The organism is Citrobacter amalonaticus Y19, from assembly GCF_000981805.1.
In the GTDB taxonomy this organism is placed as follows: domain Bacteria; phylum Pseudomonadota; class Gammaproteobacteria; order Enterobacterales; family Enterobacteriaceae; genus Citrobacter_A; species Citrobacter_A amalonaticus_C.
This window is the reverse complement of the sequence record NZ_CP011132.1, coordinates 2,543,957-2,558,612: the sequence shown is the minus strand read 5'-3', so window position 1 is coordinate 2,558,612 and position 14,656 is coordinate 2,543,957. Positions and strand designations below refer to the sequence as shown.

Below are 14,656 nucleotides of genomic sequence, written 5' to 3'. Positions count from 1 at the left end.
GGTCATTATGGAAAATTCTAACCGTAAACCAGGCCGGATTAAGCGCCTCTGGCAATGGTGGCGTCGCCCCAGTCGCCTGGCGCTGGGTACGCTGCTGTTAATCGGGTTCGTCGGCGGGATTATTTTCTGGGGTGGATTTAACACCGGGATGGAAAAAGCCAACACCGAAGAGTTCTGCATTAGCTGTCATGAAATGCGCAATACGGTGTATCAGGAGTACATGGAAACCGTGCACTACAACAACCGCAGCGGTGTACGCGCGACCTGTCCTGACTGCCACGTACCGCACGAATTTGTGCCGAAAATGATCCGTAAGATCAAAGCCAGCAAAGAGCTATATGCCAAAGCGTTGGGGCTCATTGATACCCCGCAGAAGTTCGAAGCACATCGTCTGACGATGGCACAGAATGAATGGCGAAGAATGAAAGATAACAATTCTCAGGAGTGTCGTAACTGTCACAACTTTGAGTTCATGGACTTAACCGCCCAGAAGAGTGTCGCCGCGAAAATGCACGATCAGGCGGTGAAAGACGGGCAAACCTGTATTGATTGCCATAAAGGGATTGCGCACAAGCTTCCTGATATGCGCGAAGTCAAACCGGGCTTCTGACGGGGTGGTAATGAGTGGGTAGTATGCTTGAAGCCAGAAAGCTCCTCTGCGAGCGGGATGAACGAGTCCTGTTTAGTGATTTGTCGTTCCAGGTCAACGCAGGGGAGTGGATACAGGTCACCGGCGGCAACGGCGCAGGGAAAACGACCCTGTTGCGGTTGCTGACAGGACTCTCTCGTCCTGATGCCGGGGAGGTGTGCTGGCGGGAGCAACCGCTGCATCGGGTGCGGGACAGCTACCATCAAAATCTGTTGTGGATTGGACATCAGCCGGGGATCAAAACCCGGCTGACGGCGTTGGAGAACCTGCGTTTTTTCCACCAGGACGGTGACAGTGCGCAATGTCTCGCGGCGCTGGCGCAGGCCGGCCTTGCCGGATATGAAGATATCCCTGTTAACCAACTTTCTGCCGGACAGCAGCGCCGGGTGGCGTTAGCGCGTCTCTGGCTGACCCACGCCACGCTGTGGATCCTCGACGAACCCTTTACCGCCATTGATGTGAACGGCGTAGAACGCCTGACGCAGCGAATGGCGCAGCATACCGAAGAGGGGGGGATTGTTATCCTCACCACCCACCAGCCAATGAACGTCGCCACGGACCGCATTCGCCGGATTGCGCTGACTCACGAGAGGGGCGGGCAATGATGTGGCGTATCTTTCGTCTCGAACTGCGCGTTGCCTTTCGCCATAGCGCGGAAATTGCTAATCCGCTGTGGTTCTTTCTGATTGTCATTACGCTGTTCCCGCTGAGCATTGGGCCGGAACCGCAACTGCTGGCGCGTATTGCGCCGGGCATTATCTGGGTCGCTGCGCTGCTGGCTTCGCTGCTGGCGCTGGAGCGACTGTTTCGCGATGACCTGCAGGACGGCAGTCTTGAGCAACTGATGTTGCTGCCGATCCCTTTGCCGATGGTGGTGCTGGCAAAAGTCATGGCCCACTGGATGGTCACCGGTTTGCCGCTGTTAATCCTCTCTCCGCTGGTGGCGTTGCTGCTGGGGATGGACATCTACGGCTGGAAAATTATGGCGCTGACCTTGCTGCTGGGGACGCCGACGCTGAGCTTTCTCGGTGCGCCGGGGGTGGGTTTAACGGTTGGGCTAAAGCGCGGTGGCGTGCTGCTGAGCGTACTGGTGCTGCCGTTGACTATCCCGTTGTTGATTTTTGCGACCGCCGCAATGGATGCGGCATCCATGCATCTTCCTGTGGATGGATACATGGCGATTTTAGGCGCGCTGCTGGCGGGTAGCGCGACGTTGAGTCCTTTTGCGACGGCGGCGGCGTTACGCATTAGTTTGCAGTAATGCGTTGCCTGATGGCGCTGTGCTTATCAGGCCTACAAGAGCAAGAAGGTAGGCCGGATAAGGCATCAGCCGCCATCCACCTGTTGCCTGATGGCGCTGCGCTTATCAGGCCTACAGGGGCAGAGTATGCAGTATGTAGGCCGGATAAGGCGTCAGCCGCCATCCGGCATGACGGTAACTTTATTCGTTTGAGTCTGGTGACTGAATTATGTGGAAAACACTTCATCAACTGGCGATGCCGCCGCGGCTGTATCAGATCTGCGGCTGGTTTGTCCCATGGCTGGCGATTGCCAGTGCAGTGGTGCTGGCAACAGGCTGGATCTGGGGATTCGGTTTTGCGCCAGCGGATTACCAGCAGGGGCAGAGCTACCGCATTATTTATCTGCACGTCCCGGCGGCGATCTGGTCAATGGGGATTTATGCCTCGATGGCGGTGGCGGCGTTTATTGGCCTGGTCTGGCAGATGAAGATGGCGAACCTGGCGTTGGCCGCGATGGCACCGATTGGCGCGGTGTTTACGTTTATCGCACTGGTCACCGGCTCCACCTGGGGCAAACCGATGTGGGGCACCTGGTGGGTGTGGGATGCGCGGTTGACTTCGGAACTGGTGCTGCTGTTTCTCTACGTCGGCGCGATTGCCCTGTGGCATGCCTTTGACGACCGTAAAATGGCGGGGCGCGCAGCAGGGATCCTGGTGCTGATTGGCGTGGTGAACCTGCCGATTATTCACTATTCGGTAGAGTGGTGGAACACGCTGCATCAGGGTTCCACCCGCATGCAGCAAAGCATCGACCCGGCCATGCGCACGCCGCTGCGGCTGGCGATTGTCGGCTACCTGCTGCTGTTCATCACGCTGTCGCTGATGCGCATGCGTAACCTGATTCTGATGATGGAAAAACGTCGCCCGTGGGTGAGTGAACTGATTTTAAAAAGGGGCCGCCAATGACCACTGCATTTGCATCCTGGAGTGAATTTTTTGCGATGGGCGGCTACGCCTTTTACGTCTGGCTGGCCGTGGCGCTGAGCGTCATCCCGCTGGCGGTACTGGTTATTCATACCGTGACGCAGCATCGCGCCATCTTGCGTGATGTTTCCCGACAACGGGCGCGTGAAGCCCGCCTGCAAGCGGCGCAGACACAACGGGAGGCGGCGTGAATATACGACGTAAAAACCGTTTATGGATTGCCTGCGGCGTGCTCGTCGGGTTAGCGCTGACGATTACGCTGGTGCTTTACGCCCTGCGCGCCAACATCGACCTGTTCTATACGCCGGGTGAGATTATCTACGGTAAACGTGAGACGCAGCAGATGCCGGAAGTGGGGCAACGGCTGCGGGTGGGTGGCATGGTCATGCCCGGCAGCGTGAAGCGTGATGCGAATTCGCTGAAGGTGAATTTCAGCATCTACGACGCCGAAGGGGTGGTGGATGTCACCTACGAAGGCATTCTGCCGGACCTGTTCCGTGAAGGGCAGGGCGTGGTGGTGCAGGGAGAGCTCGGCGAGAAAAATCACATCCTCGCGAAAGAGGTTCTCGCCAAGCATGATGAGAACTACACGCCGCCGGAAGTCGAAAAAGCGATGCAGGAAAACCATCGTCGCCCGGCAAGCGTCAATAAGGATACGACACCATGATGCCTGAAATTGGCAATGCGCTGTTATGCCTGGCACTGGGCGTTGCGTTGTTACTCTCGGTCTATCCGCTGTGGGGCGTGGCACGCGGCGACGCGCGGATGATGGCATCGGCAAGACCTTTCGCCTGGCTGTTGTTCATCCTGGTGATGGGTGCCTTTATGGTGCTGATCAACGCCTTTGTGGTGAATGATTTTACCGTGCTCTATGTCGCCAGTAACTCCAATACGCAACTGCCCGTCTGGTATCGTGTCGCCGCCACCTGGGGCGCGCACGAAGGCTCGCTACTGCTCTGGGTGTTGCTGATGAGCGGCTGGACGTTTGCCGTCGCGCTGTTTTCTCAGCGGATGCCGCTGGATATCGTTGCCCGCGTGCTCGCGGTGATGGGGATGGTCAGCGTCGGTTTCCTGTTATTTATCCTGTTTACCTCTAATCCCTTTACCCGCACGCTGCCGGATTTTCCGATTGAAGGGCGCGATCTGAATCCGTTGTTACAGGATCCGGGACTGATCTTCCATCCGCCGCTGCTGTACATGGGCTATGTCGGTTTCTCAGTCGCCTTCGCGTTCGCTATTGCGGCGCTGATGAGCGGTCGTCTGGACAGCACCTTCGCCCGTTTTTCGCGTCCGTGGACGCTGGCGGCGTGGGTTTTCCTGACGCTGGGGATCGTGCTGGGCTCGGCATGGGCTTACTATGAACTCGGCTGGGGTGGCTGGTGGTTCTGGGACCCGGTAGAGAACGCCTCGTTTATGCCGTGGCTGGTGGGAACCGCGCTGATGCACTCGCTGGCGGTCACTGAACAGCGTGGTAGTTTCAAAGCGTGGACGCTGCTGCTCTCCATTTGCGCGTTCTCGCTCTGTCTGCTCGGGACATTCCTTGTGCGCTCGGGCGTGCTGGTGTCGGTGCATGCGTTTGCTTCCGACCCGTCTCGCGGGATGTTTATTCTGGCCTTCATGGTACTGGTGATCGGCGGCTCGCTGCTGCTGTTTGCCACGCGCGGGCATAAGGTTCGCTCGAGGGTGAATAACGCCCTCTGGTCACGCGAATCGCTGCTGCTCGGTAACAACGTGCTGTTGATTGCCGCCATGCTGGTGGTGCTGCTGGGAACGCTGCTGCCGCTGGTGCATAAGCAGCTTGGGCTGGGCAGTATCTCCATCGGCGAACCGTTCTTTAATACTATGTTTACCTGGCTAATGGCGCCGTTTGCCCTGCTGCTGGGCATTGGCCCGCTGGTGCGCTGGGGACGCGATCGACCGCGTAAACTGCAACGGTTACTGGTCATCGCGCTGGTCAGCACTTTTGTGCTCTCTCTGCTGTTGCCGTGGCTGTTTGAGAACAAGATTGTCGCCATGACGGTGGTCGGGCTGGCAATGGCCTGCTGGGTGTTTGTGCTGGCGATGGCGGAGCTTGCACAGCGAATTTCGCGTGGCACGAAAATGACGCTCAGCTATTGGGGGATGGTGGCCGGGCACGTCGGCCTGGCGGTGACCATTGTCGGGATCGCCTTCAGCCAGAACTACAGCGTCGAGCGCGATGTCCGCATGAAAGCGGGCGATAGCGTCGATATTCATGAATATCGCTTTACCTTCCGCGATGTGAAAGAGGTCACCGGCCCCAACTATCGCGGCGGGGTGGGGATCATCGACGTCACCCGTGATGGCAAGATGGAAGCGACGCTGCATGCCGAGAAACGGTTTTATAACAGCACCAGTTCGATGATGACGGAAGCGGCGATTGACGGCGGGATCACCCGCGATCTGTACGCGGCGCTCGGCGAAGAGCTGGATAACGGCGCGTGGGCCGTTCGTCTGTATTATAAACCGTTTATTCGCTGGATCTGGGCGGGTGGAATATTGATGGCGCTGGGTGGGCTGCTGTGTCTGTTTGACCCACGTTATCGCAAACGCGTACAACCGCAAAAATCGGCGTCGGAGGCGGTATGAAGCGCAACGTACTTTTGATTCCCTTTGTGATTTTCCTCGTGATTGCCGCGGCGCTGTTGTGGCAACTGGCGCGTAATGCAGAAGGCGACACGCCGACGAACCTGGAGTCGGCGCTGATTGGTAAACCGGTACCGACCTTTCGACTCGAGTCGCTGGAGAACCCCGGTAAGCATTATGAGGCGGACGTGCTGACGCAGGGCAAACCGGTCTTACTTAACGTCTGGGCGACGTGGTGCCCGACCTGCCGCGCTGAGCATCAGTATCTGAACCAGCTGTCGGCGCAGGGGATTCGCGTGGTGGGACTGAACTATAAGGACGACCGCCAGAAAGCGATCGTCTGGCTGAAAGAGTTGGGCAATCCCTATGCGCTGAGCCTGTTTGACGGCGACGGCATGCTGGGCCTCGATCTCGGGGTCTATGGCGCGCCGGAAACCTTCCTGATCGACGGTAAAGGCATTATTCGCTATCGCCATGCCGGGGATCTGAACGCCCGCGTCTGGGAGAATGAGATCAAGCCGCTGTGGGAGAAATACGGCAAGGAGGCCGCGCAATGAGAATTTTGCTGAGTGTGCTGATGCTGCTGCTTTCTGCCAACGCGCTGGCCACCATTGACGTGATGCAGTTTAAAGATGAAACCCAGGAGCAACAGTTCCGCCAGTTGACTGAACAACTGCGCTGCCCGAAGTGCCAGAACAACAGCATTGCGGATTCCAACTCAATGATTGCGACCGACCTGCGGCAGAAAGTCTATGAACTGATGCAGGAAGGGAAAAGTCAGAAAGAGATTGTCGACTACATGGTGGCGCGCTATGGCAACTTCGTCACCTATGATCCGCCGCTGACACCGCTGACTGTCCTGCTGTGGGTGCTCCCGGTAGCGGCAATTGGGGCGGGCGGCTGGATTATCGTTGCCCGCTCGCGTCGACGGGTACGTCTGAAACGGGAGGTGTTCCCGGATGAGATGACGTTAGCGGAGGGCAAACGCGCCGGGCTGGCGGTTTATCTGCCGGGAATTGTGATTGCCGTCATCGTGAGTGCCGTCAGTTATTACCAGACCGGGAGCTATAAACAGGTGGCAATCTGGCAGCAGGCGACGGCGCAAAGCCCGGCCTTGCTGGAGCGCGCGCTGGATCCCAAAGCGCAGCCGCTGGATGAGGAAGAGATGACGCGTCTGGCGCTGGGGCTGCGCACCCGTCTGCAAAGTGATGCGACAAACGTTGAAGGCTGGATAATGCTCGGGCGGATAGGCATGGTGCTCGGCAATGCCAGTACCGCTACCGAGGCGTATGCCAACGCCTATCGACTCGATCCGAAGAACAGCGATGCGGCGCTGGGCTATGCTGAGGCGCTGACCCGCTCTTCCGATCCTGATGATAACCGTCGGGGAGGGGAGCTGCTGCGAGAGCTGGTCCGTAGCGATCACGCCAATGTGCGGGTCCTGAGCATGTACGCTTTCAATGCCTACGAGCAGGAACGTTTTGGCGATGCGGTTGCCGCCTGGGAGATGATGCTGAAGATGCTGCCAGCGAACGATACGCGTCGTGCGGTGATTGAGCGCAGTATCGCGCAGGCAATGCAGCACTTATCACCAAAGAGTGAGTAACCACCACCCGGCTGGATTGAACGCTCTGGCCGGGTGTTGCTGAATTACTGTAGCCCTCGGGTTTGTAAAAACAGAATGGTGGCGGCAACGCGCGAGCGTACGTTGAGCTTGCGTAACAGGTTGCGGATATGCACCTTCACGGTTTGTTCGGAAATGTTGAGGACCGAGGCAATCTGCTTGTTGGACAGTCCCTGTGCCAGTTCGTGCAGGACATCCAGCTCACGCTCGGTCAGCATGCTGAACGGATCGTCCTCCTCACCAAACATTTCACGCTCACGCAGATAGTCACTGACGCGTTCGCTGAACACCTTACCGCCATTGGCACCTGTGCGAATGGCGTCCAGCAGGACTTCCGGATCGCTGTCTTTTAACAGATAGCCATCCGCGCCAGCATCAATCAGGGCATAAATGTCGCTGGCTGAATCCGAAACGGTGAGAATAATGATCTGCGCCGTGATCCCATCGCGGCGAAGGGCGTTCAACGTATCCAGACCGCTCAATCCTTTCATATTCAGATCAAGCAGAATCAAATCCAGATCGAGACGGTTTGCCAGATCAATCGCTGTTGCGCCATCGCCCGCTTCGGCAACCACCTCAAATGTCGGATCCAGTTCCAGTAACTGACGGATACCACGACGCATAAGAGGGTGGTCATCTACCACCAGCACCTGAAAAGGCAGTGATTCAGGCATAATTATCTCCCGAGATTTTAGTAGAATCATTATTGTTATTCGATCACGAATCGTCCAGATTCACCGCATCGATAAGAGGGTGAAATATTACCCCAGATTACGCATGGGTAAGAAGTAAAACCTGTCGGGAAAAGGGGGGAGAGGGAGCCTCTCATCGTCATGAGAGGCTATGCGATTTAAGGGTGTAGCGCGACGTGAGTCACGTCTTCCTTTGGTATCGCGCTGAAATACCAGTATTCATCGTTAATTTTGGCGGCGCTAAAGCGCGCAAGCGAGAGCGACGAGTCGGACGATGCGCTCTTCACCTGCACGGTGCCGGCTAACGGACGTTTGCTCACCAGCATTAAATCGCCACGGTTATTGAACCAGGCCGTGGCATCGTCACCGAGCGCTTGCTGCTTACCGTTTGCCCGCACGGAGTAATCGAAGTTGACCTTTTCCTTTTCCACATTCCCTGCGCCAAAATAACGGCCATAGACCTGCGGATCGTGAAAGAAACCGAAATGCCCGCCGCTGTTTTGCATTTTCAAAAAGTGGAAATCAGGCACGGTAAAGTCCTTGTGCCCCTGACTGAGTTGGTTCTTAACGATACTCACACGAACAAAATCTTGCTGATAAACGCGCGTATAAGCGGCAAACATTAAGGCGTATGACCAGAGGAATACCGTGGCCATCAGGCCTGTAACGGCATAGACACCCTTCATGACGCCCGGGCCGGCTACCGTGACGACTTCCCTCGCGAGGAAAGAGAGGGCCAGCAGGAAGAATAAAAATGTCGACAGCATGACCCGGTCGGGATACGACGGAGAGGCCACCATGATAAACGAGGTCCCCAGTCCCACCAGCAGCATTAACCCGACCATGCTGAGATTCGCACTTTTAATGCGATGTCCCTGTCGTTTCGCTACGAACAAAAGAATCGCCAGTAAAACCAGCACCACATACGAAATCCAGACCAGCGCCAGGTGGCTAAAGAAGCGATCGCTCAGATGAATCGTGATTCTTTCAACGATCGATTTATCGTACCAGACGGTATGCGCGCCTTGGGCGCGAATAAAATTGCCGGGTGAGAAAATCAAAATACTGGCACCTACCAGTGCGGACAAAAAGTAAGCAATTTTATTCGCAATGACGCGTTTCTCTTGCCAGTAATCGTACACGATAGCCAGAAGGGCGAGGCCAACGACAAAAGGTGCGACGCTTTCATTGGAACAGCCCGCCAGCAGTCCGAGCAACAGCATACCAACATGCATACGCTCTTCGCGCTGTCGTTGTATGCGGTACAGATTCCATATCCATGCGGCGACGAACAGATTCGTCCACAGGTAGTTTGCGCTGCCAACGATCCAGAAAACCGTTTGTCCAATATTCGGGTTAGCGACCCAAAAGGTCAGAAAAACAAGGGTAAAAATCAGCGCATCATGCTTTTGCCATTTCAGCGTGCCCGTCGGTGTTTTCACAATGAAATAGCAGAACGCGACAACGACAAGACCCGTCATGGTCGAGACGAAACCACGAGACCCGGTGGCGAGTAACAGCGCGCTGACAAAATCAGCCACCACGCGCCCGCTCCAGGTCAGGTAGTGATGCAGGTGCGCATCAAACGAGATGCCCAGCAGGGCATAACGGTAATCATCGGAGTGAATGGGGGTGAACCACTCCAGAACAAATACGGCAAAAAAGGCAATTAAAAGAATGCTTTTATTAACATGCTTTAACATCAGTTATCCTTGTCTGAATCGTGGTCCATCGTTTTACGTTTTTTCAGGATGTATCGGGGCCGCTTCTTGGTTTCGACATAGATTCGCCCGATGTACTCACCCAGTACGCCGATACCAATAAGTTGAACGCCTCCCAGAAACAGGATTGACACAATCAGGGAAGAATAGCCACGCACGGGATTTCCCCACAGAAGCGTATCTATTACCATTCCCGCGCCGTAGGTGAAAGAAAACAGGGCAACCGCGAGGCCAATGTAGGTCCAGATACGCAGAGGAAAGGTGGAAAAAGAGGTGATCCCTTCCAGCGCCAGGTTCCACAGCTTCCAGCCGTTAAATTTACTCTTCCCGGCACAGCGAGTGGCGCGCGCGTAGAGGACGATGTCAGTTTTGCCGCCAACCCAGGACAAAATCCCTTTCATGAACAAATTGCGTTCTGGCATTTGTTTAATGTTGTCCACCACTTCACGACTCATTAGCCGAAAATCGCCGACGTTTTCTTCGATATGCGGTGTACTGATTTTATTGTGCAGTTTGTAGAACCACTCGGCGGTTTTACGCTTCAGGCGGCCATCGACGGAGCGATCGGAACGTTTAGCCAGCACAATGTCCGCCCCTTCCTGCCATTTTTGAATCAGGTGAGGGAGGACTTCGACAGGGTCCTGGAGATCGACATCCATCGGAATCACGGCGTCGCCACTGGCGTTGTCGAGTCCGGCAAGCAGCGCCGGTTCTTTGCCAAAATTTCGCGTAAACGAAAGCGGGACAACGAGTGGGTCGGCAACGGCGAGGGCGTTAACGATGGATTCCGTCGCATCGGTACTGCCATCGTTAATGAACACAATTTCGATGTCATGCTCTTTTAGCGCGTCGTATTCGCGCACCGTTTTGTAAAAGAGACCAATGGTTTCTTCTTCGTTGAAGACAGGAACGACCAGTGAAATTTTCATCGTGCGTCCTTGAATACAATGAATCTGGAATAGATAAATCCACAAATGAGGCTAATGGCTGAGAACGCGACCAGCGTCACCAGCGGCGGGAAACCGCACTTCTCAGCCCCCCAGCCCGTCAGAATACTGAGCAGGCCCATAAAACCGACATACAGCAGATAGCGACGCGTTGTGGTCGATTGCTTGAAGGTAAATCGGGCATTGGCATAAAAAGAAAAACTCACCGCAATGCTGAAGCCCAGGAAGTTTGCCAGCGCCTGATGGGTATGAAAAACGTAGATGCAGATAGCAAAAACTACCCAGTGAATCAATGTGTTGATCACGCCTACGGAAGTGTACTTAATGAAGTGATGCCACATAAGCAATAGGTTCGGCTGTGCAAAAACCGGGATTGTAACATTATTCCTTTCCCTAACTCGAATCGAATTCAACGCTTATGAGAAGGAATAATAAAAAGCCAGCCCTGATGGGCGTGGCTTTTTTGGGGAATTTTGGTCGGCACGAGAGGATTTGAACCTCCGACCCCCGACACCCCATGACGGTGCGCTACCAGGCTGCGCTACGTGCCGACTCGTGGGAGGTAATACTACCGCTTTCCGCACCGAATGCAAGGGGACATCTGGCTAACTGATTAATAATAAATCAGTTAGCGATAAAACGCTTCTCGTCTGTCAACACCTGCAACAGCAGACTCAACTGCGGTTTCTGATCTTTAATCTTCTCACCGCGTAAATCGTAAGTCTGGTACTTGCCGTTGTTGTTCAGCACCAGCGTCATCTCAGGCGTAGTGATCGCCAGCGTACTGAGATCGGCCGCCGTCACCCAGTAGTGGCGACGATTGGCGTTGAACAGATCCTGTCCTTGCGAATACTCATTGGCAGGCGTGCTGACGTGGAGCAGACGCTGCATCAGCGTGGTCATGACATCAGTATGATCGGTCAGGCTGTTGATCCGCTGCGCGGGGGTTCCCGGCCAGTGAATGATGAGCGGAACCTGCAGGTGGCCGCGTGACCAGGCAAAGTTTCTCTCTTCATCGCTTAGCGCGACGCCGCGACCGGCAGTAATAATCACCACCGTGTTATCCAGTTTGCCGGACTCGCGCAGCGCACCGAGCACGCGGTTGATCTGTTTATCCACATCCCCCGCCGCGCGGGCGTAACGGCGGGTGAAAGTCGTCTGGTTGCTGTCGTCAAGGTTGGTGCCGTTAAACGAAACCCACGAGAACCAGCGGTTATCTTCCTGTGCGTAACGGCCCAGCCAGTTGATCCACTGGCTGGCGGTCTGCTCGTCGGACTGCGTTTGAACGCTTGGCATCGAGAAGTCAGACAGCAGTGCCTGGCGGTACAGCGGACTGGTAAAGCCATCGGAGGAGAACAGCCCCAGCTGATAGCCTTGTTGATTCAGCGCCGAAATCAGTGCCGCAGGCGTTCGGGTGGACAGAATACCGTCCATATAGCTCGGCGACACGCCGTAGAACAGGCCAAAAATGCCGTTATCGGTGGTGTTGCCGGAACTCATGTGGCGCGTGAAGGCAATGTTCTGCTCGGCAAATCCGGCGAGGGCAGGCATCTGTTTTTCATAGCGCGAGTAGTTCAGGCCATCGACGGTGATCAGCAGGACGTTTTGCCCGGTGCCCATATCGCGATAACGTAACTCGCTCAGCGGATACTGCACAGACACGGCTTCCGGATTTCCCTGCTCAACCAGACGGCGCTGATACTCCTGCGCATCCAGCAGGCCATGTTTTTCCAGAAACCGGCGCGCGGTCATCGGATAAGAGAGCGGCAGATTGGCGCGCTGCATGGTGATCGGGCGATAGAAATTGGCATCCGCCCAGATATAGACCACATGCGAGGTAATAAATGACACAAAGAAGAAGGCGGCCAGCGGCTTGGCGAAGTGGCGACGCCGCGTCAGGCTGCGCAGTTTTTGCCAGCTCCAGGTCGCAAACAGCATTTCAATCAGCAGGATAACCGGCACGCTGATAAACATCAGCTGCCAGTCGCGCGCCATCTCATTCTGGTCGGGGTTAATCACCAGTTCCCAGACGATGGGATTAAGATGCAGGTGGAAACGGGTAAACACTTCGCTGTCGATCAGCAGAAGCGTCATTCCGGCCGTCGCCAGAATGGCTGACAGGAAACGCATCAGCCTCTGGGACATCACAATGAACGTCAGCGGGAACAGGATCAGCAGATAGGTGGCAAACACCAGAAAGCTGAAATGACCGACGATACTCAGATAAGAGTAAACGCGACCTGCCAGCGTTGTCGGCCAGTCGGCGACAAACAGGTAACGGCTGCCGAGCACAATGGCCAGCAGAATGTTGAACAGTGCAAACCAGTGCCCCCAGCTAACCATCTGGGAGACTTTTTCACGGTAGCGCTGACGGTGAGTTACCATAACTTGTCGTTCGTTTCCCCGAAGTCGGCTTTTAGTGCGCTTTGTCGTCGTTTACCGAGGACTGCAACGCGCGGGCAAAAGAGTTCGCAATCGCCTGGCGCTGAGCCGGGGCAATGCTGGTATTAATAAGGTTGGTGACCATGTTTCCCAACACCATCAGGGAAAGGTCAGTCGGTGCCTTATGTTTTTCAAGTACGTTGAGCATCTCGGTGAGCAGTTGTTCAACGTGTTCGTCACTATAGCGGGAGATTTGTGGCATAAATCGAAATCAGTTTATTCATGAAAGGGCAACATATTACCGTAGCAACAGTTTTTTTTCCGCTTTTTTATCCTCAATAATTCGCGTTACCGTGCGACAGGTAAAATGGCGCTGCATCTTCTGTTGCGTCGCCTCGCCGGTGGTGGTTGAATACTGCCCGGTCTTTAAGGAGAGTTTATCATGAGTCTGGATATCAACCAGATTGCCCTGCACCAGCTTATCAAGCGTGATGAGCAAAACCTTGAGCTGGTCCTGCGCGATTCATTACTGGAACCGACAAACACCGTTGTCGATATGATGGCTGAGTTGCATCGGGTCTATAGCGCGAAAAACAAAGCGTATGGCCTGTTCAGCGAAGAGAGTGAACTGGCGCAAGCGCTGCGCTTGCAGCGTCAGGGTGAGGAGGATTTTCTCGCCTTTAGCCGTGCGGCAACCGGACGTTTGCGTGACGAACTTGCTAAATACCCGTTCGCGGACGGCGGCATTGTGCTGTTCTGTCATTATCGCTACCTGGCGGTAGAGTATTTACTGGTGGCGGTGCTGAACAACTTAAGCAGCATGCGCGTCAATGAAAACCTGGATATCAACCCGACGCACTATCTGGATATCAACCATGCCGATATCGTCGCGCGTATCGATCTGACTGAATGGGAAACCAATCCGGAATCCACTCGCTATCTGACCTTCCTGAAAGGCCGGGTAGGGCGCAAAGTGGCTGACTTCTTTATGGATTTCCTCGGTGCCAGCGAAGGTCTCAACGCGAAGGCGCAAAACCGCGGACTGCTGCAGGCGGTCGATGACTTCACCGCCGAGGCGCAACTGGATAAGGCCGAGCGTCAGAACGTGCGTCAGCAGGTGTACAGCTACTGCAACGAGCAGCTCCAGGCTGGTGAAGAGATTGAGCTGGAGTCGCTGTCAAAAGAGCTTTCCGGCGTCAGTGAAGTGAGCTTTAGCGAGTTTACGGCAGAGAAAGGCTATGAACTGGAAGAGAGCTTCCCGGCCGATCGCAGCACGCTGCGTCAACTGACCAAATATGCCGGTAGCGGCGGTGGGTTAACCATTAACTTTGACGCGATGCTGTTGGGCGAGCGCATTTTCTGGGACCCAGCCACCGATACGTTGACCATTAAAGGCACGCCGCCGAACCTGCGCGATCAGCTTCAGCGTCGCACCTCAGGCGGTAACTAAGCGCCATAAAAAAACCCCGCCGGAGCGGGGTTTTTCTTCAACCTGTTGGCGATTACGCGCGAACGAAGTCGATGTGAGTCAGCTTCGGCTTGAACGCGTGACGCTGTACAGCCTGAGCTTTAACTTTCACTTCTTTACCGTCAACAACGATAGTCAGAACGTCGCTATAGAAACCTTCTTTAGCTTGCATGTTCATGATGGAATCGTGGTCCAGTTCGATAGCAATCGGGGCTTCTTTGCCACCATAGATGATTGCCGGGAACTTGTTAGCGGCACGCAGGCGGCGGCTCGCACCCTTACCCTGCTCTTTACGTACTTCAGCGTTGATAGTAAACATTTAAATCTCTCTTTAATAATTCCTG

General features: G+C 55.2%; 17 protein-coding genes and 1 tRNA gene. 10 read left to right on the top strand and 8 right to left on the bottom strand.

Going from position 1 to position 14,656, the window contains the following annotated elements; translation table 11 throughout:
* Window positions 1–7: 7 nt before the first annotated feature.
* The 9 genes from napC (at window position 8) to F384_RS11775 (ending at window position 7,084) form a co-directional block, all read left to right on the top strand.
* Window positions 8–610, top strand: a complete 603-nt coding sequence (napC, locus tag F384_RS11815) for a cytochrome c-type protein NapC (RefSeq protein ID WP_046481706.1) — start codon at window positions 8–10, stop codon at window positions 608–610.
* A 23-nt stretch (window positions 611–633) separates the two neighbouring features.
* Window positions 634–1,254: a cytochrome c biogenesis heme-transporting ATPase CcmA gene (ccmA, locus tag F384_RS11810; protein WP_046481704.1), complete on the top strand. Its 621-nt coding sequence runs from the start codon at window positions 634–636 to the stop codon at window positions 1,252–1,254.
* The gene (gene ccmB / locus F384_RS11805) at window positions 1,251–1,910 is read left to right on the top strand and encodes a heme exporter protein CcmB (protein ID WP_042317911.1); all 660 of its coding nucleotides are present in this window, start codon (window positions 1,251–1,253) and stop codon (window positions 1,908–1,910) included. Before ccmA ends, ccmB begins: the two co-directional genes overlap by 4 nt.
* Window positions 1,911–2,118: 208 nt before the next feature.
* Window positions 2,119–2,856 carry a heme ABC transporter permease gene (locus F384_RS11800; RefSeq protein ID WP_046481703.1) on the top strand — a complete coding sequence of 246 codons (738 nt, stop codon included), beginning with the start codon at window positions 2,119–2,121 and terminating at the stop codon, window positions 2,854–2,856.
* On the top strand, window positions 2,853–3,065 hold the full coding sequence (gene ccmD / locus F384_RS11795) for a heme exporter protein CcmD (RefSeq protein WP_046481701.1): 213 nt from the start codon (window positions 2,853–2,855) through the stop codon (window positions 3,063–3,065). The genes F384_RS11800 and ccmD overlap by 4 nt, the downstream gene beginning before the upstream one ends.
* On the top strand, window positions 3,062–3,541 hold the full coding sequence (ccmE, locus tag F384_RS11790; protein WP_046481700.1) for a cytochrome c maturation protein CcmE: 480 nt from the start codon (window positions 3,062–3,064) through the stop codon (window positions 3,539–3,541). The genes ccmD and ccmE overlap by 4 nt, the downstream gene beginning before the upstream one ends.
* On the top strand, window positions 3,538–5,481 hold the full coding sequence (locus F384_RS11785) for a heme lyase CcmF/NrfE family subunit (protein WP_046481698.1): 1,944 nt from the start codon (window positions 3,538–3,540) through the stop codon (window positions 5,479–5,481). Before ccmE ends, F384_RS11785 begins: the two co-directional genes overlap by 4 nt.
* Window positions 5,478–6,035 (top strand): thiol:disulfide interchange protein DsbE, encoded by a 558-nt coding sequence (dsbE, locus tag F384_RS11780; protein ID WP_046481697.1) that lies wholly within the window; start codon window positions 5,478–5,480, stop codon window positions 6,033–6,035. The genes F384_RS11785 and dsbE overlap by 4 nt, the downstream gene beginning before the upstream one ends.
* A complete protein-coding gene (locus F384_RS11775; protein WP_046481695.1) occupies window positions 6,032–7,084 on the top strand; it encodes a cytochrome c-type biogenesis protein CcmH in 1,053 nt (350 codons plus the stop codon). Before dsbE ends, F384_RS11775 begins: the two co-directional genes overlap by 4 nt.
* 44 nt (window positions 7,085–7,128) lie before the next feature.
* Here F384_RS11775 and narP read toward each other — a convergent pair whose 3' ends face one another.
* From narP to F384_RS11740, 7 genes are all read right to left on the bottom strand, one after another.
* Window positions 7,129–7,776 (bottom strand): nitrate/nitrite response regulator protein NarP, encoded by a 648-nt coding sequence (gene narP / locus F384_RS11770; protein WP_046481694.1) that lies wholly within the window; start codon window positions 7,774–7,776, stop codon window positions 7,129–7,131.
* A 176-nt stretch (window positions 7,777–7,952) separates the two neighbouring features.
* Complete coding sequence (locus F384_RS11765) at window positions 7,953–9,497, bottom strand: DUF6056 family protein (protein WP_046481692.1); 1,545 nt, start codon at window positions 9,495–9,497, stop codon at window positions 7,953–7,955.
* Window positions 9,497–10,444: a glycosyltransferase family 2 protein gene (locus tag F384_RS11760; protein ID WP_046481691.1), complete on the bottom strand. Its 948-nt coding sequence runs from the start codon at window positions 10,442–10,444 to the stop codon at window positions 9,497–9,499. Before F384_RS11760 ends, F384_RS11765 begins: the two co-directional genes overlap by 1 nt.
* Window positions 10,441–10,803 (bottom strand): GtrA family protein, encoded by a 363-nt coding sequence (locus F384_RS11755; protein WP_046481690.1) that lies wholly within the window; start codon window positions 10,801–10,803, stop codon window positions 10,441–10,443. Before F384_RS11755 ends, F384_RS11760 begins: the two co-directional genes overlap by 4 nt.
* 133 nt (window positions 10,804–10,936) lie before the next feature.
* A tRNA-Pro gene (locus F384_RS11750) sits at window positions 10,937–11,013 on the bottom strand.
* A gap of 73 nt (window positions 11,014–11,086) precedes the next feature.
* Window positions 11,087–12,847, bottom strand: a complete 1,761-nt coding sequence (gene yejM / locus F384_RS11745) for an LPS biosynthesis-modulating metalloenzyme YejM (RefSeq protein ID WP_046481688.1) — start codon at window positions 12,845–12,847, stop codon at window positions 11,087–11,089.
* 31 nt (window positions 12,848–12,878) lie between these two features.
* On the bottom strand, window positions 12,879–13,106 hold the full coding sequence (locus F384_RS11740; RefSeq protein ID WP_042317936.1) for a YejL family protein: 228 nt from the start codon (window positions 13,104–13,106) through the stop codon (window positions 12,879–12,881).
* A gap of 180 nt (window positions 13,107–13,286) precedes the next feature.
* Here F384_RS11740 and yejK point away from each other — a divergent pair, with 180 nt between their 5' ends.
* The gene (gene yejK, locus F384_RS11735) at window positions 13,287–14,294 is read left to right on the top strand and encodes a nucleoid-associated protein YejK (protein WP_044268661.1); all 1,008 of its coding nucleotides are present in this window, start codon (window positions 13,287–13,289) and stop codon (window positions 14,292–14,294) included.
* A gap of 52 nt (window positions 14,295–14,346) precedes the next feature.
* Here yejK and rplY read toward each other — a convergent pair whose 3' ends face one another.
* Window positions 14,347–14,631, bottom strand: a complete 285-nt coding sequence (gene rplY / locus F384_RS11730; protein WP_043000095.1) for a 50S ribosomal protein L25 — start codon at window positions 14,629–14,631, stop codon at window positions 14,347–14,349.
* Window positions 14,632–14,656 lie beyond the last annotated feature (25 nt).